At 64.1% G+C, this 24,341-nt stretch carries 19 protein-coding genes and 2 pseudogenes; 9 read left to right on the top strand and 12 right to left on the bottom strand.

What is annotated here, in order from left to right:
* Window positions 1-105 precede the first annotated feature (105 nt).
* From AC1DVS_RS14575 to AC1DVS_RS14585, 3 genes and pseudogenes are all read right to left on the bottom strand, one after another.
* Window positions 106-612 carry a helix-turn-helix domain-containing protein gene (locus AC1DVS_RS14575; protein WP_478024159.1) on the bottom strand — a complete coding sequence of 169 codons (507 nt, stop codon included), beginning with the start codon at window positions 610-612 and terminating at the stop codon, window positions 106-108.
* A gap of 491 nt (window positions 613-1,103) precedes the next feature.
* Window positions 1,104-1,535: a peptide chain release factor-like protein gene (locus tag AC1DVS_RS14580; RefSeq protein ID WP_478024455.1), complete on the bottom strand. Its 432-nt coding sequence runs from the start codon at window positions 1,533-1,535 to the stop codon at window positions 1,104-1,106.
* 15 nt (window positions 1,536-1,550) lie between these two features.
* A pseudogene (locus AC1DVS_RS14585) lies at window positions 1,551-1,787 on the bottom strand (PCRF domain-containing protein); the annotation flags it as partial.
* A gap of 331 nt (window positions 1,788-2,118) precedes the next feature.
* Here AC1DVS_RS14585 and AC1DVS_RS14590 point away from each other — a divergent pair.
* A complete protein-coding gene (locus tag AC1DVS_RS14590; RefSeq protein ID WP_478024161.1) occupies window positions 2,119-3,471 on the top strand; it encodes a S41 family peptidase in 1,353 nt (450 codons plus the stop codon).
* Window positions 3,472-3,490: 19 nt separating this feature from the next.
* Here AC1DVS_RS14590 and AC1DVS_RS14595 read toward each other — a convergent pair whose 3' ends face one another.
* The 3 genes from AC1DVS_RS14595 to AC1DVS_RS14605 all read right to left on the bottom strand — a co-directional run bounded on the left by AC1DVS_RS14595 (window position 3,491) and on the right by AC1DVS_RS14605 (window position 5,635).
* Window positions 3,491-4,039 (bottom strand): DUF5681 domain-containing protein, encoded by a 549-nt coding sequence (locus tag AC1DVS_RS14595; RefSeq protein ID WP_478024162.1) that lies wholly within the window; start codon window positions 4,037-4,039, stop codon window positions 3,491-3,493.
* Window positions 4,040-4,100: 61 nt separating this feature from the next.
* Window positions 4,101-4,304, bottom strand: coding sequence for a hypothetical protein (locus AC1DVS_RS14600; protein WP_478024164.1), 204 nt, complete (start codon window positions 4,302-4,304; stop codon window positions 4,101-4,103).
* A gap of 245 nt (window positions 4,305-4,549) precedes the next feature.
* Window positions 4,550-5,635 (bottom strand): alpha/beta hydrolase family protein, encoded by a 1,086-nt coding sequence (locus AC1DVS_RS14605; RefSeq protein ID WP_478024166.1) that lies wholly within the window; start codon window positions 5,633-5,635, stop codon window positions 4,550-4,552.
* 188 nt (window positions 5,636-5,823) lie between these two features.
* Between AC1DVS_RS14605 and AC1DVS_RS14610 the strand changes: the two genes are divergently transcribed.
* On the top strand, window positions 5,824-6,231 hold the full coding sequence (locus tag AC1DVS_RS14610) for a glycine zipper 2TM domain-containing protein (protein ID WP_478024167.1): 408 nt from the start codon (window positions 5,824-5,826) through the stop codon (window positions 6,229-6,231).
* A 71-nt stretch (window positions 6,232-6,302) separates the two neighbouring features.
* Here the strand turns inward: AC1DVS_RS14610 and AC1DVS_RS14615 are convergent, their stop codons facing one another.
* On the bottom strand, window positions 6,303-9,905 hold the full coding sequence (locus AC1DVS_RS14615) for a PAS domain S-box protein (protein WP_478024169.1): 3,603 nt from the start codon (window positions 9,903-9,905) through the stop codon (window positions 6,303-6,305).
* Window positions 9,906-10,374: 469 nt separating this feature from the next.
* Here AC1DVS_RS14615 and AC1DVS_RS14620 point away from each other — a divergent pair, with 469 nt between their 5' ends.
* The gene (locus AC1DVS_RS14620; protein ID WP_478024171.1) at window positions 10,375-10,905 is read left to right on the top strand and encodes a VOC family protein; all 531 of its coding nucleotides are present in this window, start codon (window positions 10,375-10,377) and stop codon (window positions 10,903-10,905) included.
* Window positions 10,906-10,939: 34 nt separating this feature from the next.
* Window positions 10,940-11,752 (top strand): sugar phosphate isomerase/epimerase family protein, encoded by an 813-nt coding sequence (locus AC1DVS_RS14625; RefSeq protein ID WP_478024173.1) that lies wholly within the window; start codon window positions 10,940-10,942, stop codon window positions 11,750-11,752.
* On the opposite strand, the gene AC1DVS_RS14630 is transcribed toward AC1DVS_RS14625, so the two are convergent.
* Window positions 11,749-12,624, bottom strand: coding sequence for a sigma-70 family RNA polymerase sigma factor (locus AC1DVS_RS14630; RefSeq protein WP_478024175.1), 876 nt, complete (start codon window positions 12,622-12,624; stop codon window positions 11,749-11,751). The two genes, AC1DVS_RS14625 and AC1DVS_RS14630, sit on opposite strands and share 4 nt — an antisense overlap.
* Window positions 12,625-12,766: 142 nt before the next feature.
* On the opposite strand from AC1DVS_RS14630, the gene AC1DVS_RS14635 reads away from it, so the two are divergent.
* The gene (locus AC1DVS_RS14635; RefSeq protein WP_478024177.1) at window positions 12,767-13,393 is read left to right on the top strand and encodes a glutathione S-transferase family protein; all 627 of its coding nucleotides are present in this window, start codon (window positions 12,767-12,769) and stop codon (window positions 13,391-13,393) included.
* 60 nt (window positions 13,394-13,453) lie between these two features.
* Here AC1DVS_RS14635 and AC1DVS_RS14640 read toward each other — a convergent pair whose 3' ends face one another.
* On the bottom strand, window positions 13,454-13,609 hold the full coding sequence (locus AC1DVS_RS14640; RefSeq protein WP_478024179.1) for a DUF3309 family protein: 156 nt from the start codon (window positions 13,607-13,609) through the stop codon (window positions 13,454-13,456).
* Window positions 13,610-14,285: 676 nt separating this feature from the next.
* Between AC1DVS_RS14640 and AC1DVS_RS14645 the strand changes: the two genes are divergently transcribed.
* The gene (locus AC1DVS_RS14645; RefSeq protein ID WP_478024181.1) at window positions 14,286-14,978 is read left to right on the top strand and encodes a glycine zipper 2TM domain-containing protein; all 693 of its coding nucleotides are present in this window, start codon (window positions 14,286-14,288) and stop codon (window positions 14,976-14,978) included.
* A gap of 60 nt (window positions 14,979-15,038) precedes the next feature.
* On the opposite strand, the gene AC1DVS_RS14650 is transcribed toward AC1DVS_RS14645, so the two are convergent.
* Window positions 15,039-16,973 (bottom strand): TonB-dependent siderophore receptor, encoded by a 1,935-nt coding sequence (locus tag AC1DVS_RS14650; protein ID WP_478024183.1) that lies wholly within the window; start codon window positions 16,971-16,973, stop codon window positions 15,039-15,041.
* A gap of 359 nt (window positions 16,974-17,332) precedes the next feature.
* On the opposite strand from AC1DVS_RS14650, the gene AC1DVS_RS14655 reads away from it, so the two are divergent.
* Window positions 17,333-19,594, top strand: coding sequence for an NADP-dependent malic enzyme (locus AC1DVS_RS14655; RefSeq protein ID WP_478024185.1), 2,262 nt, complete (start codon window positions 17,333-17,335; stop codon window positions 19,592-19,594).
* A 156-nt stretch (window positions 19,595-19,750) separates the two neighbouring features.
* Here AC1DVS_RS14655 and AC1DVS_RS14660 read toward each other — a convergent pair whose 3' ends face one another.
* Window positions 19,751-20,539 (bottom strand): SDR family oxidoreductase, encoded by a 789-nt coding sequence (locus tag AC1DVS_RS14660; protein ID WP_478024186.1) that lies wholly within the window; start codon window positions 20,537-20,539, stop codon window positions 19,751-19,753.
* Window positions 20,540-20,663: 124 nt separating this feature from the next.
* Window positions 20,664-21,806, bottom strand: a complete 1,143-nt coding sequence (locus AC1DVS_RS14665; RefSeq protein ID WP_478024188.1) for an acyl-CoA dehydrogenase family protein — start codon at window positions 21,804-21,806, stop codon at window positions 20,664-20,666.
* Between the two features lie 224 nt (window positions 21,807-22,030).
* On the opposite strand from AC1DVS_RS14665, the gene AC1DVS_RS14670 reads away from it, so the two are divergent.
* Window positions 22,031-22,861: an SDR family NAD(P)-dependent oxidoreductase gene (locus AC1DVS_RS14670; protein WP_478024457.1), complete on the top strand. Its 831-nt coding sequence runs from the start codon at window positions 22,031-22,033 to the stop codon at window positions 22,859-22,861.
* Between the two features lie 44 nt (window positions 22,862-22,905).
* Window positions 22,906-24,315 (top strand): annotated as a pseudogene (locus AC1DVS_RS14675) (MFS transporter).
* Window positions 24,316-24,341: the final 26 nt, after the last annotated feature.

The raw sequence follows: 24,341 nt of genomic DNA on the forward strand, positions 1-24,341 counted from the left end.
AGCTCAGTGGTTCGAATGTTCCATTGTCAGATGGGTCATCACCCAAGCTCCGAAACGCCATGTACTTTATTTTAAATTCGTAGCGAACTATCGAAGATACTACTATCAAATAACGACTGCGCGCCTTGGCTTGGGCTTCACTTTAAATACTCTAGGATCTTCTGGTAATGTTGTGGTGCCTCCAGTCAAAACAGCATCTAACTTTTCTAGATCATCCTTTTTAATTTTCCGAACAAATTCGTTAGGGAACGCCTTGGCAACTTCATTCAGAAAACGAACGAGAGGAGATAGATCATAGGCGTTGGAGGCGATCATGCCTCGCTCTTTTCGTTTCACGCGCTGGAGCAAGCCCACCTCCTCCAGTCGTGAAACGGCGCGTTGGGCCTGTCGATCAGAAATGCCGGCGCGAACCGCCAACGTCTTAAGCGCAGGATAGGGCATCTCGTCCTTGCGCCACCACGCTCCCGCTAGCTGGAAAAGCACGATCAACTCGGCCGGACTCAGGCGCTTTTCCTCATGGAGAAATTGATTGAGCAGGAGCAAATAGTTCGGGATCTGGGCAAAGCCCCGACCCGCGACCGCACCGCCCCACTTGTCCATCATGTCCGACATTGCTATATGCATCCAAGCGCCAATTTCCATAGGCCATATAGTCCTATAATATATACCAGTCAATCTAGACGCATCAATTAATACGTATGCAAAAAGACGTATCAGGAGTATATACATTCACCCAGATGCCCGGTCATTTTTGTGATATTGGCCGGACAAAATCGCACGCATGGCGATTTTTCTGGTGCTTGACATCAGTATTCGATCGGCCCAGAGTCTGCAACGCTGCGGGACGGCAAACGGCCTACTAAGGGAGTAGGTAACGATGCTGGAGCAATAGGGCGGTGCGAGGCGCGCTTCGCATATGGTGCGCCTGAAAGCCGAGCGACCACCATCGCTTGTCCCGCAGCACTTAATTTACGTGGCGGTGTTTTTTTGGCGCTCTAATTCTTTGCCTAAAGAAGCCCGCAAAACGAAGCGCTTGCTGCCTGAGGGATGCATTCGACCTTCTTTCAGGGGCTGGGGCTGGGGCTGGGGCTGGGGCGCCGGATTTACGCTCGCTCCACCCGCTCCCCTTCCGGCCAGAGCAGGTCCACATGGCCCCGCATCACCTTCGCACAGCTCGCCGAGAGACCGGTGAGATCGTCGATCACCCGGTCGTCGCGGAACCGCCAGGTCCGCCTTTTGTCGGCGCGCATGCCAAGCCCGATCTGGCGGCTGCGGATGCCGTTCTCGTCACGCGCGGCCTGACCCGCAGCCTGTTCGGAGACTGCGGCGGCGAGCGCATCCCAGGCGGCGCGCATGCTGGTGTCGCGCGATCGCGTCTGGGCGGCGCGCTTCAGGCCGGTGGGGAGATGGACGAGCTCGACCGAATTCTGGTGCTTGTTGCGATGCTGCCCGCCGGCGCCCGTGCCGGAGAACCAGCGCGCGCTGACATCCTCGCGGCGCAGCACCGCGGGTTCGGCCACCAGGCCGTCGAGCACCGATACCGTGATGGTGCTGGTATGGACCCGGCCCTGCCGTTCGGTCGGCGGCACGCGCTGGACGCGGTGGCCGCCGATCTCGTGGCGAAAGCCGACAATGGGCGCGAGCTCGAGCGTCGCCGCGCCCTCGACGCGGACGAGCTGGTGCAGTCAGCCATGGCGATCGAGCAGGCGCACATAGGCGCTGGCCAGATCCTGGACGAACAGGCAGCTATCGTCGCCGCCTTCGCCGGCGCGGATTTCGATGATCATTGAACTTCTCGTGATGTGCGTGATGGATCGTGGGCGGCCGGTGCCGCCACGTCAGCCTTCGCGCAGGAGGAGAAGCTTCAACATGCCGCGCCTATGCCAGCGGAATCGGTTCCGGTCCAGATGCCGCCGCGCCGCCCTTTCGCGGTGCACTCTCGAAAGCAGCCGCTTCTAGGCTCTCCGTCACTCTGAAGCAGACATACGCATCGCGCCGATGTGCTCAGCGTGAGGCGAGAGAAGTGAGAACTTACCTCTTGACTGTATTGCATTGATATATCACCAATACAGCTGGAAGGCGAGCGGGGGCTGCCGGCCGCGCAAGGGATATCGGAACATGAGTCGATCATATGGCCCTACGCGGCGGGAGTTCTCCATCCTGTTGTCGGGAAGCCTGGCAGTTCCGGCGGCGGCAGCCGTTTCCAAACCCCGCCGCTCGGAAGCCGCGCGACTGCGCAGCTACGCTGAGGCGACCCACCCGCGCGGCTGGATGGCCGCTACAGACCCGGTGTGGCGAGCAGGGTGGGATCGCCTCGCCGCTGAGGCCGACGCCATGAGCCCCGAGGCCTATCTCATGGGCCTCATGGCGCGGTTGGCCTGGTTCCATGACGGCCACACGACGATGTACGTGGATGGGCGTGTGGGACCAGCGGGAATGATCAAGGCGCCCGGCTTCGACCTCACCCTTCCGATTGCCACCAACCCCTTCTTCGACGGACTCTACGTCACCGCGGCCAAGGGAGAAGGCGCGCCTCTGCTTGGTGCACGGATCACGCATGTGGATGGGGTCGCCATTGAGAAGGTCCTGAGATCCTTCGCGGCCATGTGGCCCGGCAACAACGCCACCCGCGCCCATCATGACGCGGATTTAATCCTGAGACCTGCGGTCCTGCGCGGCGCGCGATTGGCCCCGCCCGCCCGCGTCTCGGCGCCGGTCACGATCGAGGCTGAGCTAGGCGGCTCGCTCGTCAAGGCCGCCCTGATCCCGCGCGCGGACGGGCGCGAGGGGCTGGTTCCGCTTCCTCGAAAGCCGTTCCCGGTCGAAACCTGGCGGCCGGGTCTGGCGCCCAACTTCGCCCACGCGGAAGGCCGCACTTTGGTCATCGCGTTCGACCGCCTGTTCGCCAGCAAGGACTCGATCCTGGCCTTCGTGCGAGATGCCTTTGCGGCTATGGAGGCCCCCGCGATCGAACGGGTCGTACTCGATCTGCGCCGCAACGACGGCGGCGACAACCGCCTGGGCGAGGGCCTGAGGAAACATCTCGAACGGTCCCGCTTCAACCGCCCCGGCGGGCTCTATGTGCTGATCGGACCTCACACCTTTTCAGCTGCCCAGAACCTGACATCGAGGATCGAGCGGGAGACCTGGGCTGTGTTCGTGGGCGAACCCACCGGCGGCGCCCCCAATCACGAGGGCGATGCCAGGCCGTTTCAGGGCGACGGGTTCCAGGCATATGTGTCGACCCTGCCATGGTTCGACTCCCACCCCTATGACAAGCGGGTCTGGACCATGCCCGACATATTGGTCCCGCTCCGGTTCGCCGATTGGACGGCGGGCAGGGATCGGGCGATGGAAGCAGCTTTCTCCCACGTCAACGATCAACCGCTCGACGACCTTAGCGACCAGCACACTAACTATTCCGAGCGGCCGAGCCAGAAGATGGAGTGGAAGCCGTTCTGGATGGTATAGGGGCGCAATCAGCCGTCCCTCACTCCTCCCCCCGAACCACCGCCACCCCGGTGTACGGATCCGCCACAATATCATCCTCATAGCTGATGACCGGCACGCGGCGCCCATGCCGGTACGACAATTCATATTTCAGGCTCTCCGCCTCCATCACATTGTAGATCGCGATCTGGTCGCGCTTCTGCTCGGCCTCGGCCTCCCGCACCATCGCTGTCCAGCGCCGTTGCGCCATTTGGTTGCCCTTCAGCGCCTGCGCGGTCATGGCACGGAACACCGCTTCGTGCGCCGGCAGCGTCACGTCCGTGTCGCCATCCTTCACCGTCACCATGCGATAGGCCTCCGCCAGGATCACGCGCCGCGTCGGCTCGTCCGCGCCCGGCAGGCGATCGCCCTTCGCGCCGGTGACGCGCTTCGGCCGGCCATTGGGGTTGCCGGATACGCCCTTGGCGAAGCGCCTGCCCTCCGGCGGATAGCCCGGGCCGCCCGCCCTGGTTTCGGGCGTATCCGTGTCCAGTGCGTCCTCGGCGCAGCCCCGCGCCGCGCCGGTTGATTCAAATTGCTCCATGTTCATGGCACGTCTCCTTCATGGTTTCCGTGCCTCACCTAAAAGCCGATTTCGCGTTGCGGTTGAATCAACCCACCGCTGTTTTTGCCTGTTTCGCAGCGGCGCCTTCCGCTGTTTCTTCCCCTGTTCCTCCCCTGTTATGGCGGAACAGGAAAATCATCAATAAGTCTATGATTTCAATAGAGAAATTGATATGGAGAGTTGGAAATAACAGCGGAGGAAAAAAATTCCGGCGCGTAACAGGAGATAACAGGGGAGGATGGGCGTCCACCCTCCGCGCGCCGCCGGCACATTGCCTGGGGCGAATCGACGTTCAATGTCGCAGTAAAGGGTTCACGCGAAGGCGCGAAGGCGCGAAGGGTTCACCTGGAGCTGGCGTTCATTTCTCCACCTGCCGGGGGGTCGAAGCGGACGTAAGGACGATCTTCCTTATCAGCGCCCGCTCTTCGCGCCTTTGCGCCTTCGCGTGAACATCCTTCTCCCGCTCTCAAACCGACGTGCTGAATGTCGATTGTCCTAGTTCAGCACCTTGCTGCGCAGCCAACCAATCATCGCCTGGTGATAGCCGTCGGCCGGACGACGCTCGGTCATCTCGATCATTTCGCGCAGCCCGCCCGTGGGGCTTTGCTGGAGATTATGGTTGCCGTCAGGAAAGGTCCGGACGGTGAGGCTCGCCCTGGGATTCCTGCCGATGGTCCGCGCATAGAGCGCCATCGTGCTCCGCCAGTCGACGTTCCGGTCCTTCTCGCCGAACAGGGCGAGCACCGGAATATTCAACCGGCCGAGCACCCTGTCGAAACCGGGCACGTAGATCATCAGGCCGGTTCTTTTGTCGACCTTGAACGCGCCACTCGTGAATTTCGCCTGCTCGGCGAGGAACGCTGCCCTGGTCTCCTCGGCGCCGCCGGTGAAATAGATCATGAAGGGATCGCGGCGAAGCGCCTGCGTGGCTGCCATATAGTCTTCGAAGCTGCCGCCATGGCTGGTGATCTCGAAGCCGCGCCGCCACTCGCCGACGAGCTGTTTGATCTGCGCTTCCGTCCGGCCCTCGATGCGAAGGTTGGATTCCAGCAGATAGGGGAAATTCTCCTCGGCATCCGTGCCGCTGACCGAGATCCAGAATGCAATGCCGGGGTCGCGCTGGATCGCCAGCGGTGCGATCCAGCCGGCGCGGCTGATGCCCCAAAGGCCGATCTTCGCCGCCCCCGGCAAGGCGCGCTTTCTGATCTCCCGGGCCGCATCCGCGACTTCCACGGCGCTGCTCTCCACCGATTGATCGGCGTCGAAAACGCCCTCGCTCTTGCCGCAGCCCGGCTTGTCCCAAATCACCGTCGCAATGCCAAGGCTCGTGAACAGGCTGCGCAAATCGTACCAGGAGGTGCGGCCCGCAACATCCGTCTTGCCGTAACCGGGGACGATCAGGATCACGGCGCGGGCGGGGCCGTCCGCCGGCATATCGACAAAGCCCGACAGCCGCTTTCCCGCGGAGACGAATTCGAAGCTCTGCGTGTTCATTCCGGCGGCGGCCGCCGTCCCACTCATCGCGGCGCATGCAGCAAAAAGCGCGAGCGCGCGGATCAGTGCGGAAAAGATGCGGCCCATCTCGACGCCTCCCCGAAGCCTGAAACTTTGCGGCATACAGGTAACGAGGCTGCCTCGCCGCGCAATGCGGAAATGAAGCTGCTCTCGCCACCGGGCCGGATCGCTCCGCCCATCAGATCGCCCGCCGCTACGCAACCATATGCCGTGCCCAAGCATTGGCGCCGGGAGCGGAAAATCAGGAGAGTGTGATGCGTAGCTTGATGATCGGCTTGCTTGCCGTGACGACCCTAGTCAGCGGCTGTGAGACTTATGGCGACGATTCGCGGTACGCCAGCTACAGCCAATATGATTACGACCACCCCGACCCGCGATATAATGGCTATTATGCCGATCGTTATTACCGGCACGACGATCGTCGCTATCAGGAGCGTCGTCTGGCCTCGGAGGATCGGGTCTATCGCGGTCGGGATGGGCGCTATTACTGCCGCCGTTCCGACGGAACCACCGGCCTCGTGGTCGGCGCTGCGGTTGGCGGCTTGTTCGGCAACCTGATCGCGCCCGGCGGTTCGAAGGTGCTCGGCACCCTGCTTGGCGCCGGCGGCGGCGCCCTCGCCGGCAATGCGATTGACAAGAACAGCGACGTTCGCTGCCGCTGACTCTGATGTGAGGCGGGCGCGGTGGCTGGTGTCACCGCGCTCGCGTTCCAAAAGTCGCCGTCGAGTAACCCTCAGGCCGTGCGGATCGCGTGTATCGACGCGCTCCGGCGCGGCGGAGCGACGTGGCGGTGAGGCTGCCATGTCGACACGAGCGAGGGGATGGTGGCCGGCTCAGTCGCCCGACCGAACAAATAGCCCTGGCCGAGCCCGCAGCCATGGTCGAGCAGATAGCGGGCCTGGGCCTCGGTCTCGATGCCTTCAGCCACGATATCCATGCCGAGGCTGCCGCCGAGATTGATGACCGCATTGACGATCGCCGCGTCGCCGGTCGCGTTTTCGAGATCGCAGACGAAGCTGCGGTCGATCTTGATCGTGTTGACCGGATAATGCTTCAAGTGGCTGAGCGAGGCATAGCCCGTCCCGAAATCGTCGAGCGCAATTCTTACTCCGGCGGCGCTCAACAGGCGCAGGGCGCGATCGACATGATCGGCACCGCCGCCCAGAAAGACGGTCTCCGTCACCTCGAGTTCGAGCAACGTGGCGGGCACGTTTGCCCCGTCCAGTCGTTCGAGGATCCGTTCGGCGAGATCGTCATGCCTGAATTCGGCCGAAGCCGCGTTGATCGCGATGGTGCCGAATTCCACGCCGTCGTCCAGCCATTGGCGCATCAGCGCGATGGTCTGATCGAACATGCGGTCGCTGAGCGCGAGTGCCAGGTCGAGATTGTCGAACGCCGCCGATATCTCCCCCGGCAGCTGAAGGCCCCGGTGTGGATGCTGCCACCGCAACAGCGCCTCGAAGCCGACAAGCCGGCCGGTGCTCAATTCCACCTTGGGCTGGAAGAACGGCGTGACCTGCTCGTCATCGATCGCGGCGCGCGCCATGCTGAGCATTGATGTGCGGCGCTTGAGGTCAGCGCGCATTTCGGGCCTGAACATCACCAGGCCGCCGCGCGCATTCGCCTTCGCCGAATACAGCGCCATGTCGGCCGCCTTGAGCAGCTCGGAGCCATTCGACCCGTCCTCCGGGAACAGGCTCCCACCGGAGGTGGCGCGGCAATCGAGAATGCGCGCCTCGTGGACAAAGGCTTCCCCAAGCACCGGGCCAAGCTGCGCGCTTGCCCGGGCCATTTCCCGCTCGGCCGCGGGGCCGGAGAACAGAAGCGCGAATTCGTCGCCCCCGAGCCGCGCGGTAAAGCCATGCTGCCCCGCAATGGTTTGCAGGCGACCCGAGATTGTGCGCAGCAACGCGTCACCCGCGTCATGACCAAAACAGTCGTTGGTCTGCTTGAGATGATCGACATCCACCAGCATCAGGCCGATCGTGCCGGCGGGCGGGATCGCGTGCCGCATTGCCTCATCCAGCGCATCCTGGAACGCAGCGCGATTGGGGAGGCGGGTGAGCGCATCGTGGCGCGCCGCCCAGTGAATGCGATCATCCGCGGTGCGCGCATCGGTGATGTCGCGGACCGCGACAAGGATCCGGCCGGGCTGGCCGGAAGGGCCGGTCGTGCGCCACCCATTGGCGCAGACCCATCGCAGCTCGCCATCATCGGCGCGCAGGATCCGGAAGATCATTTCGAAACGCTGGTCGCCGCCGGGCATCGCTGCAGCGTCGGCAATCACGCGCACCCGCTGCCGGTCATCGGGATGAACCAGCGCCATCGCCGTTTCCGCCGACGCCTCGACATCGGGCGGCAGGCCGAGAATCGCGCGGAGCTCGCCGGACCATTCGCGCGTGCCCCGTTCCAGATCGAAGTCCCAGATACCAAGCCGTGCCGCCTGTGCCGCGAGCCTAAAACGCTCCTCGCTCTGGCGCAGCGCATCCTGGCTGCGACGATGATCGTCGATATCCTCCAGCGTGCCGTACCAGCGCACCACCTTGCCCGCATCGTCGAGCCGGGGCGATGCACGCGCCCGCACCCATCGGTAGTTATCGTCGCCCCGCCGCAGGCGATACTCGATGTCGATCGGCTCGCCGCTTTGCAGGGCCTGCTGCCAACGATCGCGCGCCTGGTCGGCATCGTCCGGGTGAACCGCCTCGATCCAGCCAAAGCCCAGTGCCTGCTCGATATCCGTTCCGGTGAGGTCGGCCCAGTTCGGTCCCACTTCCTGAATGCTGCCGTCGGGCATGGCCGTCCATGGGATCTGGGGGCTCAATTCGACGGAATAGCGGTAGTGCTCTTCGCTCTCGCGAAGCGCTGCCTCGCTTTTGAGCCGCTCGGCGATATCGCGGGAGACGCCGACCACACCCGCGATTTCGTCCCCTTTTCGCCAGGGCACCTTGATCGTCTCGAACGGGCGCAGCTGGCCTTCGAACACAACGAGATCTTCGAGCGCCAGCGGCGCGCCGTTGCGCATGACCTGCGCGTCGGCCTCTGCATAGGCACGGCTGAGCTCGGGCGAGATATCGCTTTCAAAGTCGCAGCCTTCGCGCATTGCCTTGTTCACAAGGACGAAGTTCCCGCTCCGATCCTTCACGAAGATTAGATCCGAAACGCTGTCGATAACGGTCTGCAGGAGATCCATGCTTTCGCGCAGCTCGGTCTCGGCCTGGCGGCGCGCGGTGATGTCCTGGGCGACCGTGATCCTCGAGCGCGGAACCCCCTGTTCGTCGCACACGAACGAGACATGGACCGCGCACCACAGCGACGAACCATCCGGCCGCAGATAGCGTTTCTCGACCTGAAAGGGCGTGCCATGGGCGACATGCTCAGCGTACAGGGCCGAATTCCGCCCAATGTCATCCGGGTGGGTGAACGCCTCCATGGGCAAACCGTCGATCTGCGCGGGGGTGCGCCCGAGCAGTTCGCAATAGCGGTCATTCACGGTCAGCAGGCGCCCCTCGAGATCGCGGTGGAGGATGCCGACCATCGCCTGGTTGACCACTGTGCGCAGCTGCGCGCTGTTCTCCCGCAGCGCTTGCTCGGTGGTGACCCGGTCGTGAATATCCTCGGTCGTGCCATACCAGCGGAACAACTCGCCGGCAGGGCCATGGCGCGCGCGGGCGCGGGCCCTGACCCAACGCCACGCCCCCGTCGCGGAGCGCAGGCGAAAACTCACATCTATCGGCATCCCCTGGCGCAGTGCCGTGGCAAAGGCCTTGAGCGCGGAGGTGCTGTCCTGCGGATGGAGATAGCCGCGCCAGCCGTCGCCGAGCGCCTCCTGGGGCGGGCCGCCGGTCAAATCCCGCCACCTGTCGTTGAGGTCGAGCAGATTGCCCTGCGCGTCCGCGGTCCAGCGAACCAGGGGATCGAGCTCCATGGCGGAGCGATGGTGCTCCAGGCTTTCCAGCAACGCTTCCTGGAGCTTGAGCCGGGATGGTATCCGTTCCCGCAGAATGTCGAAGGTGCGTTCCTGCTCCGGAGACAGAGCGCTCAGCGTGCGGGCGTCGCCACGACACCCGAGCGCACCCCGAATCCTTCCGTCAGTGTCGGTGGCGAGCGGGGTCGCGATCCAGAACGGGTCAGCGGCGCCATCTGCCTTGCGCTTCGCCACCTTTGTCCGGCGGGTCACACGCGCGGAGGATCGCAGGCAATCCGCGCATATAATCTCGGCAAACGCGGTGTCAGCGTCGGAAAGCCCGTGACTCGCCACGACTCGGCATTGATCGCCGGTCTCGAGGCAGATGAAGGTGGCGGGCACGCCGAGGGCGATGGCGGCCAGCTCCGCCATCCCGTCCCACGCTTCGCGAGCCCCGGACAAAAGGGCCGAAACGCCGTCGCGGGAAAGATTATCGGACCGAGGGGAAGCGCGCCGGGCATTCTTGGACCGCGCTGCCGACTGCCCGCCAGCTATAGGGTCGTCAACGGTCGATGTTGGTTCGAACTGACCCATCAATACTCCGGCGCATACCAGCGCACGTTAGATTGAGCAGCCTAGGGACGAAGGGTTACCAAGCGTTTACTTTTTCCGACCCACCATCGCTTGAGTTAAGTATAGTGTCCCCACATCAAGGTGGGCGGGCTCTCGGAAATGACAGGTGACCGGTCTTCGCATCTTTTCCTACGCACACCCGTAGCTGATCACGATGGTGCGGCGATGTGGAGGACGGGATGCATTCATTCGGGGGCGCCTCGTTCGCAGCGGCATTTTCACCGACGCTGATGCCGGTTCGCACCGCTTTGCTCGCAGGCGTCTGAGCGTGCCGCCGGTCCCCGCGCTCGAGATCGTCCAGAATTGCTATGTCGTCCGCAATCTCGAACTGGCGTGCGCGCAGATGCACCAGGCCTATGGCCTTGGCCCCTTTGTCGGCGGCGGTGAGGCGCAGCTCGACAACCATATCTATCGCGGCAAGCCCGCCGCACCGATCCGGCTGCGCGGCGTTTTCGTCCAGTCCGGCAATCTCAATATCGAGCTGATCGAACTGGTTTCGACGACGCCAAGCGCGTTTCACGACATGTTCCCGGACGGGCAGGAAGGGCTTCATCACGTCGCGACCTTCAGCCCGGACTATGATCGGGACCAGCAGCGGCTGGTCGCGATGGGCTTTCCGGTGGCGAGCGAGTTCACGACCGTTTTCGGGGCGAGGATCTGCTATCTCGATGCCCGCGCCTCTTTTGGCCACATGATCGAGATGTACCCGGAGAATGCGATCATCCGGGGGATGTACGCGCAGACAGTCCGCGAACGCGACGACTGGACCGGCTCGCCGCTGATCGTGCCATGGGCGTGAGCGCGCCTCCGCCCGCTGTCAATGGAGCCTGATCATGAGTAGGCTGATTTCCCTTGCCTCCGGAGTCTTGCCGGAATTCTCCGCGACGCGGGTTGCGAACGCTGCGGTCCAGGGCGGTTGGCCGGCGGTCGGTCTCTGGGTCGAGCCGCCAAACTGGTCGGCCCGCACCACGAGAGAGGTACGGCGGATCGTGGAAGACGGTGGCATTTCCGTCCTGGACGTCGAGGTCATCTGGCTCCAGCCGGGCGAGGCCAACCCCGATCACCTGCGCATCATGGACATCGGCGCCAAAGTCGGCGCCAAAAACGTGCTGGTGGTCAGCTCGGATACCGATGCCGGATCGGCGACGGCCAAGTTCGCGGCTTTGTGCGCGCATGGCGAGGCGCTGGGGCTGCGCGTCGCGCTCGAATTCGGATTTTTCACTGAAGTCAGGTCCCTCGAGCAGGCGATGGCGATCGTCGGCGCGGCGGCCAGCCCGGCCGGGGCGATCCTGATCGACCCGCTCCATCTCGAACGGACCGGCGGCACAGCGCGCGAGGTTGCCGATATTCCGCGCGAGCTGCTTCCTTATGCGCAGTTCTGCGACGCATGGATCCGCGGCCCGGGCGCGGGGCCTGACGATGTTGCGGGCATTATTGAAGAGGCGATCGACAAGCGCCTGATGTGCGGCGCCGGCTGCCTGCCTCAGATCGAGCTGCTTGCAGCCCTGCCGGCCGAGGCGCCGCTGAGCATCGAGATACGGTCCAAACGGCTGCGCGAGACTTTCCCGGATCCGGTAGTACGATCCCGGGCAGTGTTCGAGGCGACCCGAGCGTTCCTGGACCGGGTCCCCCAACAGATCGCCTAACGCAGCAAAACCAAAGCCGCGCCCTCGAGCACATAGCGCGCATGGTAGAAGTCGCGCAGGCGGGCGATGCGGTCGCCCGCCCAGTCGATTGCGATCACATGAGTCGGCGGGCCGGCGGGGTCGGCCGGATCAGTGACGATCGCGGCGAGGCGGCCATCGACAAGGCCTGCCGAGAGGTGCCAGGCGGTCATCTCGCCATAGCGGCTGAAATAGGTTTCGAACGACGCGCGGCCGCCCTGAGCGCGCGCGACCAGATCGAAGCGGACGTCATCCGCCACCATGCCGCGGATGGCGTCGAAATCGCGCGCGTTGAAGCGATCGACATAAAGGCGCAGGCGATCGAGATCGGCGGTGTCGAGTGGCGGGGCGCCGGCTGGCTCCTCAGCGAACAGACGCAGCCGGTTTCGTCCGCGATGTAGCGCCGCCTTGGTCGCGGCGAGCGTCATGTCCAGGATGCCCGCCGCCTCCTCGTTGGAATAGCCGAGCACATCCTTCAGGATCACGGTGCCGCGCTGCGACGGCGGCAGCTGCATGAATACCGAAAGGGCCGCGCGTGCTGCCACGCGGCTTGCGGCCACATCGTCGCCGGAGACGAGGTCCTCTTCTTCCACCATGCGGGCTGTCCTCCGGGCGCGGGCGCGCAGGAAGTCGATGGCGGCGTTGTGCGCGATCCGGAACAGCCAGCCATCGGCATTCTCGTCGGGCGGCGCATGATCGAGCGCGGCGACGGCCCGCGCGATCGCCTCCTGCACCACATCCTCGCCATCAAGCGCCGAGCCGACCATCCGGGCTGCATAGCGGTGAACCGCCGGCCGCAATGCCACCAGCTGCGCCTCGAGCGCCTTTCGCCGATCCTCATCCATGCTGCTCATTCGTCCTTCCGGCCCCTGTCATGGATATAGACGGCGGCGGGGTGGGAAAAGATTCGTGCCCTCGCGAATCCTTTTGCCAGCCAGCGCCGTCCTGAATGGCGAAGGGGCGGCATCGGGCCGCCTCGTTCAGGAGGCTGTTCTCATGAAACTCCATGTCCTTCCCGGTTCGCCCACCTCGCGCAAGGTACTGGCGCTGGTCCATCACCTCAATCTGCCGGTCGAAATCGTCGCCATGACAGTCGAGCAGGTGCAGTCGGACGGTTACTACGCCGCAATCAACCCGAACCGGTTCGCGCCGACTCTGGTCGATGGCGATTTCACACTGTGGGAATCGAACGCAATCGGCGTCTACCTCGCGCACGACACGGTAATGTTCCCGACCGGCCTGAGACCACGGGCGGACGCGCTGCGCTGGCTCTATTGGGAAGCCGTGCAGTATAACGAAGCGCTCGGCACGATCTTCTTCGAAACCGTGGTGCGGCCGCAATTCGGCTGGGGCGAGCCCAATCAGGCCCTGGTCGATAACGGCCTGGTGCAAGCGCGCCGCTATCTTCCGGTGCTCGACGCGCATCTGGCGGATAAGCCGTTCATGCTCGGTGATCGGCTGAGCTATGTCGATTTCGCGGTAGCCGCGGCTGAGCCCTATCGCGACCGTATCCCGGTCGACTTCGACCAGTTCGCGCATGTGCAGCGCTTCTATGACGGCATCGCTCGGCTGCCGGCGTGGCAGAAAGCACTCGGCAAGGCGCCGGTGGCGGTTGCCGCCTGAACTGGCGTCGAGGTGGAGCTTCTTCAGCCCCTTCCCATCAGGGAAGGGGCTGATCAGCGGCTAGATCCGGCCGAGCAAGACCAGAATGATGATGATCACCACGATAAGGCCAAGCCCGCCGGACGGCCCATAGCCCCAGTTGCGGCTGTGTCCCCAGGTCGGCAATGCGCCGACAAGGGCAAGAATCAGGATGATGATCAGGATCGTGCCAAGCATCTGAAGTCTCCTCTCAAATGATACGGATGCTCAACAAGCTCCGTGCTTTGAGGTTCCGGTCTTCCGAATATTGCCCTGCCGTGCTTGCCCTGGCTCCGCGTCGGCGTGGGGCAGAGCGCGCAGGTGGGTGCGGCCCGTTTTCTCGCGGGCGATGCGCGCCTGTCGACGATCGCGAGCGGACAAGAATCCAGTCATGTGAAAGAGCGAAGTGGCCGCTTCTGACGGTCCGCTATGTCGCTATGGGCGACTTCAGGCACGGGTTGAATCACGAGGGCGCGCTCGCGGCGAAAATGTTGGACGTGTGACATAATTCGGCGCGGATGTCGGACGCTGGAAGGGGCTCTTACGAGGGGAATGCACGGAAAACCGGGCGCCGCTGTTGGAGAATTTTGTCACACCTATCGGGGGGTGTCACAGCCAAGCGTGAGGCCAGGTGGGCGGAGACAGCGATCAGCGTCTCCGCGGCTGTTGGGAATGTCATGAGGGGTCACTGACATTTCCTATCTGTACAGAACATTGTACAGATGTGCGTAAGCGCGTCGGCTACAGCCACCGTCACCATAAGGCGTGGGCACTAGCCCGGCCGCCCATTCATTTGGTCCGGGACGGCACCAAATGCTGCGCGGCGCGTTCAGTGACAATCGCTAAGACGATATTGGAATACAGGAGAGACTCCATGAAGATCAAAATTTTGTGCGGCGCGGCCGTTGTCGCGCTGCTGAGTTGCGCGCCCGTGTCGGCGCAGCGTTCGGATTGGCAGGCCAATTCTGGTAGCAGCTGGAACCATGACGATTTCTGGCGCGGCGCGCCGGACGCGCCACGCCAGCGAGTCGATTTTCTGCAGCAGCGCATCAATCGCGGGCTTGCCGATGGTTCGCTCGATCGCCGCGAGGCGCGGCGCGTGCAATATCAGCTCAACAGCATCCGCCGGGACGCATCGTACCGGCGGATGACGTCGGAGCGCCGCGCCATGCTCAACCAGCGGCTCGACGATCTCAGCCGGCAGATCCGCTGGGCGCGGAACGACGGCCGCTCGGGTTATCGCGATGGCGCGATTGCAACCCGGGACGACGATCGCCGCTTCGAAACGACCTATGACGCGCGGCGCTATTATCGCGATGGCCCGCAATATCAGGAGCGCCGCCTCTCCGCTCAGGACGAGGTCTATCGGGGCTCCGACGGGCGCTATTATTGCAAGCGCAATGACGGCACGACCGGTCTGGTGATCGGCGCCATCGGCGGCGGCGTGGTCGGCAATGTCATCGATGGCGGCCATAATCGGGTCGCCGGCACGCTGATTGGCGGCGTGCTCGGTGCGCTGGCCGGCAAGGCGATCGACCAGAACGGCAGCGACGTCCGCTGCCGCTGATCTCCTTTGCCGTTGATCTCCTTTCCGCCCTCGGAGCGACGCTCCGGGGGCGGAATCGCGTTACACGTCGATCGCCAGATAGCCGGTGAAATAGCGTCCCGAATTGGCGGAATAGATGCCGGGGCCGGCGATGCCGACGCCGCGATCATCGAAGATATTCGCGGCCTGAAGGCGCAACGTCGCCGGGTGGCCGCTCAGCTTGAAGCTGTAGCGCCCGCCGAGATGGAGTTGCGCCCGGGACGGGATGATGACCAGATTGTCAGTGGTCGCAGCGACGGTGCCGCGGTGGAAAACGGCGGCGTCGAGCGACAGGCCCTGGAGCAGCGGCGTGCGCCAGTTGAGGTTGAAGTTGAACAGATGCCCGGGCAGGCCGACCGGGCGCGGGCCGATCGTCCCGACTGCGCTGGCATCCCGTTCGACGCGGGGGCGAAGCACATAGCCGCCCGCGACCATGCCGAGCCGCTGGGTCAGATTGCCCGTGACGGAGAATTCAGCGCCCTGGCTGCGGGTCGTGCCGGTCTGGGTGAAGATATTCGCGGCATCCAGGCTGAAATAGGGTCGGCGCAGATCGAACACGCCAGCCACCGCCTTGATGTTGCCGGTGACGAGCCAGCGGATGCCGGCGTCCTTTTGCTGCGTGAGGATGGTCGGCAGCGGCTGGTTGCGATTGGCCGCATTGGGCGGGGCTAGCCCGCTTTCCTCGAGCCCGCGGGAATAGCCGGCATAAAGGCTGATCGCCTTGGTAACCGTGGCGGCTGCGGTGCCGTTATAGAGCCAGGGCCGGGACCGCGCGGTGACGGCGGCGACGCCGGCGAGCGCGGTGGTCTTGGCATAGTCGGCGCGGGAGACGCCGAAGCTCAACTCGCCGACATTCTTCCAGCGCCCGTCATAGGCGATGCCATAGGTCGTCTGCCGGACATGGTCGTGCGACTGGTCGCTGAAGACGAAGACGGGCGCGGGCGCGGTGACGGGTTGGCCAATCGCGGTCGGGCCGAGATCGACTGAGTCCGAGCCGCCGAACTGGCGGCGCGCGTCACGCTCGCGCAGGCTGAGGTGGATGACGTGGAGACGGGGTCCTTCAGCGATGCTGTGCGTGACGCGCAGCTCGCCGCTGAGCGAGACATTCTTCGCGCGCGGATCGGAGATGATCAGTCGATTGGCGGTGCCATCGGGCTGGAGATTGACCAGCAGGTTGGTGAAGCTGGCTTTCTGATCGAAGACTGAACGGAACGCGCCGAGCCGGATCAGCCAGTCTTTCGCCGGCGCGACCGAGGCGAGCAGGCCGTGATTGGTCGCGCTGTAGCGGAAGTCCGCCCAGCTCGGGCCGTCGAAATGGTGGATGCGCGGCTGCGGCGGAAGGAATTTGCCGCCCGGGATGTAGAAGGGCCCGGCCTCGTCATTATAATCGTTGGAGAGCGTCCAGAAGGGGACGATCTCGACGCCTGGTGCCGGGCGCCAGCGCAGGATCAGGCCTTGTGCATGGTTCCAGTTATCGGTGCCGTCGGGGAAAGCGGTGCGATTGCCGGTGACGCCATAACCGAGCGACAGGGTTTTGCTCAGCGGCAGCGAGCCGTCCACTTCGACGCCGAAACTGCCATAGCTGTCGGCATTGAGGACGATCGAAGCGGCTGCGCGGCTTTCGGGGCGGCGCAGCGCATAATCGACGATCCCGCTTGGCGCCGCGAAGGGATAGCCCTGCGCAGACAGGCCGACCTTGATGGTCGAGGATTCGGACACGATGCTGGTGAGCGCATATTGCGGATCGAAATAAAGCCCATCGATGCGGACATTGCCGGCCGCGGTCGGCGAGAAGCCGCGCGCGCTGTTGGCGGTGTAGATACCGATGGTCTCGCGTCCGACGCTGAAGCCGAAGCCATCCTCGGCCTGGGTGACGGCGTTGTCGTTCGCCCGGTCCTGAGCGAGGGCAGGGAAGGGGGCGGACAGCGCGGCGCAGCAGCAAAGTGCCGGGATGATCGTCGATAATGCCCGGCCCATTGTTCCTCCGCCCGCGTGATGTTGTATTAGCACACTAGGACAGGGCGCGCGCTATTGCCAACGGCTTTGGTACCAACAGTCGCCAATCATCGACGAACAGCATGCCGCCGGGCGGATGAAGGTGAGGAGATAGCCCAGGTCGGCAGCGCTATCGGCTACCTGTCACTCCATTAGTATGATTTTTGCGCATCATACCCTTGTCGCGGTCCCCTCCATGTCGCAAGAGCCTCGGCAACCGACATGCGGGGCGGGGTGCTTCCCGGAACAGTTCCGGGTGACGAGGGGTCACGTTGCCACTAAAGGCGGTGATCCTATAGGATTCGCGCCCGCGTGAAGGCGACGACGAAAGCGAGAGATGCATGGCCGACGAATCGAACGTCCAGTTTTCCGAGCGCGAAGCGCTGCTGTTCCATTCGGAAGGCCGGCCGGGCAAGATCGAGATCATCGCCTCCAAGCCGATGGCGACCCAGCGCGACCTCGCGCTCGCTTATTCGCCCGGCGTCGCGGTGCCGGTGCGTGCGATCTATGAGGATCCGGCGACTGCCTATGATTATACCGCCAAGGGCAATCTCGTCGCGGTGATCTCGAACGGCACCGCGATTCTCGGCATGGGCAATCTCGGCGCGCTCGCCTCCAAGCCGGTGATGGAAGGCAAGGCAGTGCTGTTCAAGCGCTTCGCCGATGTCGACGCGATCGATATCGAGCTGAAGACCGAGGATGTCGACCGGCTGATCGACGCGATCGAGCTGATGGAGCCGAGCTTTGGCGGCATCAATCTCGAGGACATCAAGTCCCCCGAATGCTTCATCATCGAGCAGACTCTCCGCGCGCGGATGAACATCCCGGTGTTCCATGATGACCAGCATGGCACCGCGATCATCGCTGCCGCCGGCCTGATCAACGCGCTGTACCTGACCGGGCGCGACATCAAGGACACCACCGTGGTCGTGAACGGCGCGGGCGCCGCCGCGATCGCGTGCGCCGAACTGATCAAGGCGATGGGCCTGCCCCACGACCAGCTGCTGATGTGTGACCGGACCGGCGTGATCTACCAGGGCCGCACCGACGATATGAACCAGTGGAAGTCGGCGCATGCGGTGAAGACCGACCGCCGCAGCCTTGCGGAAGCGCTGGACGGCGCCGATGTTTTCCTGGGGCTGTCCGCCGCCGGTGCGCTGCCGGCCGAGCTGCTGATGAAGATGGCGCCGAAGCCGATCGTCTTCGCCATGGCCAACCCGGATCCCGAGATCACCCCGCCCGACGCCAAGCGCGCGCGGCCCGATGTGATCATCGCCACCGGCCGGTCCGATTATCCGAACCAGGTCAACAACGTCCTCGGCTTCCCCTTCATCTTCCGCGGCGCGCTCGATGTGCGGGCGACGACGATCAACGACGAGATGAAGGTCGCCGCCGCCGAGGCGCTCGCCGCCCTTGCGCGCCAGCAGGTGCCCGAGGAAGTCGCGGTCGCTTACGGTGTGCGCCACACTTTCGGGCCTGACTATATCATCCCGGCGCCGTTCGATCCGCGTCTGATGGAGATCGTCCCCGCCGCCGTCGCCAGGGCGGCGATGGATTCAGGCGTCGCGACCAAGCCGATCCTCGACATGGAGGCTTATCGCCAGACGCTTCGTGCGCGGATGAACCCGACCACCTCGGTCCTCAGCCTCGCTTATGAGGGCGCGCGGGCGCATCCCAAGCGGGTGCTGTTCGCTGAAGGCGAGGAGGAGGTCGTGCTCCGGGCCGCGATCGCGTTCAAGGATGGCGGCTATGGCACGCCGGTGCTGGTCGGGCGCGAGGATGTTTATGAGCGGCTGAAGCTGCTCGGGGTGAGCGACCCCGAAAGCTATGAGCTGCACAACAGTCGCAACTCGCCTCTGGTGCCGAAGATGGTCGACTTCCTCTATGGGCGACTGCAGCGGCGTGGTTATCTGCGCCGCGATTGCGAGCGGATGATCAACCAGGATCGCAACATCTTTGGCGCGGTGCTGCTCCAGCTCGGCGAGGCCGATGCGATGATCACCGGCATCACCCGGACCTATGCGCACACCATGCGCGAGGTGCGCAAGGTGATCGATCCCGAGGCGGGCCGGACCGCCTTTGGTATCCACCTGATGGTTGGCCAGAGCCACACCGTGTTCATGGCCGACACGACGGTCAATGAGCGGCCGAGCCCCGAGGAGCTTGCCGATATCGCCGAGCAGACCGCGATGGTCGCCAGGCGGATGGGGCATGAGCCGCGGGTCGCGTTCCTCAGCTATTCGAACTTCGGCAACCCCGAGGGGCGCTGGCTCGAGAATCTGCGTGCTGCGGTGCAGGTGCTCGATTCGCGCAAGGTTGGCTTCGAATATGAGGGCGAGATGTCGCCCGATGTCGCGCTCAACCCGAAACAGCTGGCGAATTATCCGTTCGCGCGGCTGTCCGGCCCCGCCAATGTGCTGATCATGCCGGGGCTGCAGAGCGCCAATATCTCGGCGAAATTGCTGCGCGAGCTGGGCGGGGATTCAGTGATCGGGCCGATGCTGATCGGGATGGAGAAATCCGTGCAGATCGCGCCGATGACGTCGACGGCGAGCGAACTGGTGACCCTGGCGGTGCTCGCTGCGGGCGGTATTGCGCGGTAGACTTGTTCCTCCCCGGAACGGGGAGGGGGACCGCCCGCTTCTTCAGCGGGTGGTGGAGGGGCTTGGAGCGCGGCACGGTTGCCTCGCTCCAAGCCCCTCCACCATTCGCCAGAAGTGGCGAATGGTCCCCCTCCCCGTTCCGGGGAGGAACTAAAGTTATGCGTCGATCGAGGTCCCCAGCGCGGCGTTCACCAGTCCGCCATCGACGGTGATCGTATCCCCAACCACATAATCGCCCGCGCGGCTGGCGAGGTAGATGGCGGCGCCCGCCATATCCTCATCGACGCCGATGCGGCGCGCCGGAATGCCCTTTGCGATCGCCTCGCCATGATCGCGGGCCGCCTTGTTCATCTCGCTGGCAAAGGCGCCCGGCGCGATCGAGGTTACGTTGATCGAATCCTCGATAAGGCGCGCCGCCATGCGCTTGGTGAGGTAGATCAGCGCCGATTTCGACGCGTGATAGCTGTACGTCTCCCACGGATTGAGCCGCTGGCCGTCGATCGAGGTGATGTTGATCACCTTGGCCGGGCGGTCGCGGCTCGCGGCCGCTTTCAGCGCAGGGTGGAGCGCCTGGGTCAGGAAGAAGGGTGATTTCACGTTAAGGTCCATCACCTTGTCCCAGCCTTTTTCGGGGAAGACATCGAACGGCTCACCCCAGGCGGCGCCGGCATTGTTGACCAGGATGTCGAGCGCGTCGGTATGTTCGGCAAGCTGCGCGGCGAGTGCCTTACAGCCGGCGACGGTCGATACGTCCTGCGGCAGCGGGATGCATTTCTCGCCGAGCTCCTTTGCGGTTTCGAAACAGGCCTCCGCCTTGCGCGAGGAGATATAGACGGTCGCGCCCTGGGCGATGAAGCCGGCGGCGATCATCCGGCCGATGCCGCGCGAGCCGCCAGTGACGAGGGCGGTGCGGCCATCGAGGCGGAAGAGGTTTGTGGTGTCCATTTGAGCATTACTCCATTTTTACGTCATGCCGGACTTGTTCCGGCATCCACCGTGCCGCGAGCAGGCAAGCCGATGGAAAAGGTCAACGGTGGACCCCGGAACAAGTCCGGGGTGACGGAGGGGCTTACCCGCCCCGTTTGATCGTCTCTCTCGCAATGATGATCTGCTGGATCTGGCTCGTGCCCTCGTAAATCCGGAACAGCCGGACATCGCGGTACAGGCGCTCGATCCCGTAATCGGCGATATACCCCGCGCCTCCGAAGATCTGCACCGCGCGGTCGGCGACTCGGCCAACCATCTCGCTGGCGAAATATTTGGCGGCCGCGGACTCCATCACCACGTCCTTGCCGGCATCCTTGGCGGCGGCAGTCTCGAGCACCAGCGCGCGGGCGGCGAGTGCCTCGGTCTTGGCGTCGGCGATCATGCCCTGGATGAGCTGGTGCTCGGATATGGCTTTCCCGAACTGCTTGCGCTCGCTCGCATAGGCGACGCTGTCGGCAATCAACCGCTCGGCCACGCCGATGCAGACCGCGGCGATATGAAGCCGGCCGCGATCGAGCACGCGCATTGCGATCTTGAAGCCTTCGCCCTCCTCGCCGAGGCGATTGGCGGCAGGGACGGGGACATCGTCGAAGATCACATCGGCGACCTTCGCGCCCTTCTGCCCCATCTTCTTCTCGGGCTCACCGATCGAAAGGCCGGACAAGTCGCGCGGCACCAGAAAGGCCGATACGCCGCGCGCGCCTGGCTCGCCGGTGCGGGCCATCACGGTGAAAAGATCGGCCTTGTCGGCATTGGTGATGAAACGCTTGGTGCCGGTGAGGCGATAGACCTGGCCGTCGCGCACCGCCTTCGTTTTAACGGCACCCGAATCGCTGCCGACATCGGGCTCGGTCAGCGCGAAGCTGGTGATGATCTCGCCGCTCGCGATCTTCGGCAGCCACGCCGCTTTCTGTTCGGCCGAGCCGGCCATCACCAGCGCCTGGCTGCCGATCCCGACATTGGTGCCGAAGGTCGAGCGGAAGGCGGGGGTGGTGCGTCCAAACTCGATCGCGACGCGCACCTCCTCGCTCATCGTGAGGCCGAGGCCGCCATATTCCTCGGCGATCGAGAGGCCGAACAGGCCCATCTCGCGCATCTCCTGGACGATCTCGGCGGGGATCGCGTCGGCTTCCTCGACGGCATTTTCGAGCGGGCGGAGGCGTTCCGCGACGAAGCGGCGGACTGTGTCGATCAACGCATCGAAGGTTTCCGGATCCAGTGCCACCATTCTCTCCACTAGCGTCATGCCGGACGTGTTCCGGCATCCATCTCTCCCCCAGCGCTGGCGCCTGTGGAGAGATGGACACCGGAACAAGTCCGGGGTGACGGTTGGTAGTGTTGGGCGGGCCGCGCCGCAAGCGTTCACAAACCCGAAATTCCAAAAACGCCGGATTGACCGGTTCAAACCCCATACTATGCTACCCAAAACAAGAAGCAGGAGAGAATGTGATGCGCTTTTCGGGCAAGCGCGCCGTAGTGACCGGCGGCGCTTCTGGCATCGGTCGCGCGACTGCGCTGCGGCTGGTCGACGAAGGCGCCGAGGTGTGGATCGGCGATGTCGATGAGGCCGGCGGGCGCGAAATTGCGGAAACCTCGAACGGGCGAATCCATTTCCTGCGCACTGACGTGACGGTGACCGAGGACATTGCCGCACTGATGGCCGCGGCCGATGCGGCGGGTGGGCTCGATGTGGTGTTCAACAATGCCGGTGCCGGCGGATCGCGCGACCGGATCGACGAGATCTCGGCTGAGGACTGGGACCGGACCCAGGCATTGTTATTGCGCTCGGTGGCGATGGGGATCCGCTTTGCCGCACCGTTGATGACCGCCCGGGGCGGTGGGGCGATCGTCAACACCGCCTCGGTCGCCGCGTTGCAGACCGGGGCGGCGCCGACCGCTTATTCAGTCGCCAAGGCAGGTGTGCTGCATCTCACCGCGCTCGCCGCCGCCGAACTGTCCCGGCACAATATTCGGGTCAACGCGGTATGCCCGGGCTTCATCACCACCAATATCTTCACGGCCTCATTCGATATCGATGCGGAGAAGCGCGCGCAGGCGAACGGCATGATCGCGGGCATCGCATCGCATGCCCAGCCGATTCAGCGCGCCGGCCGGCCCGAAGACATCGCCGCCGCCGTCGCCTATCTCGCGAGCGACGATGCCTCGTTCGTTACCGGCACGCACATCACTGTCGATGGCGGCATAACGATCGGCCCGCGCCACAGCTGGGATGCTGAGGCGCCCTCCATGTTCTCGGCGCTGCAAGCCTTTACTTCATGAATCACTTCGCGACGCCGGCGGCGCGTCGGCTCTCCAACGGCACGATGGCGAGCTATGGCTTCGGTGCGGTTGCCTACGGCGTGAAGGATGCCGGGTTCGGCACCTTCCTGCTGCTGTTCTATAATCAGGTGATGGGGCTCGATCCGCAGACGGTCGGGCTGGTGATCATGCTCGCGCTGGTCGCCGATGCCTTTATCGACCCGGCCGTCGGCTTCTTCTCGGATCGCACGCGCGGCCGGTGGGGGCGGCGGCATCCCTGGATGTATGCCTCCGCGCTGCCGATCGCGGTCGGCTGGATCGCCTTGTGGAACCCGCCCTTGCTGTCGAACGCGATGGTGCTGGTCTGGCTGTTCGCCTGCTCGGTGATCGTGCGCAGCGCTGTCTCCTGCTATGAGGTGCCCTCGGTCGCGCTCACGCCCGAGCTCACCTCCGATTTTGACGAGCGAACGCGGATCATGGCGTATCGCTATCTGTTTGGCTGGGCCGGCGGGCTGGCCATGCTGCTGTCGGCCTATCTGTACTTTCTTGCCCCGACGCGCGCCTTCCCCAACGGCCTGCTGAACCCGGCCGGCTATGCCGGCTTCGCGTTGCTCGGCGCGGTGTTGATGATGATCGCCATTCTGGTCTCGGCGCTTGGCACGCATGGCGAGATCGGGCGCCTGCCACAGCCGGCGATCGAGCGTCAGACATTGCGTCAGAATTTCCAGCAGCTTTGGGCAACGGTCCAGAACCGCGCCTTTGTCATTCTGATGATCGCCAGCGTCTGTGCCTATACCAATCAGGGTATCGGCTATGCGATGTCCAATTACCTCTACACCTATGTGTGGGGATTCAAGGGCATGATCCTGGTCTGGCTGACGGTCGCCTTGTTCGGCGGCGTGATCATGGCGTTCGTCATCGCGCCGCGGGTCGGCAAAAGGGGCAACTAGCATTTCGCGGCCGCGTGGTTCGCGATTGGCGGGATGGCGCTGAACACGGCGCCCTATTGGCTGCGTCTGCTCGGCCTGTTTCCCCAGGTCGGCGATCCCGTGCTGGTGCCGCTTCTGTTTTTCTTCTTCATGGTGGGGACGGCGAGCAACATCTCGGCGTTCATCCTCGGCGCATCGATGATGGCCGATGTCGTCGAGGATTCGGAAGTGAAGACCGGGCGCCGTTCCGAGGGCGTGTTTTTTGCAGGATCCTTCTTCGTCCAGAAATGCACGTCGGGGATCGGTATCTTGTCGGCGGGTACCATCCTCGCCATCGCGGGCTTTCCCAAAAAGGCGGTACCGGGGCTTGTGCCGGTGGCGACGATCGACCGGCTGACGATCATCTACAGTCTGGTCTATCTTGCGATCGCGATCGCCGCTGCGCTGATGTTCATGCGTTTCCCGTTCGGGCGGGCCGAGCATGAGGCAAGGCTGGCGAAGCTCGCCGGGGCGGAGACTGTCGAAGCAGCGCCGGGAAAACCCTGATTGACGGGATGATTCGGCGGAATTCG

The organism is Sphingomonas sp. P3_C5, from assembly GCF_056402635.1.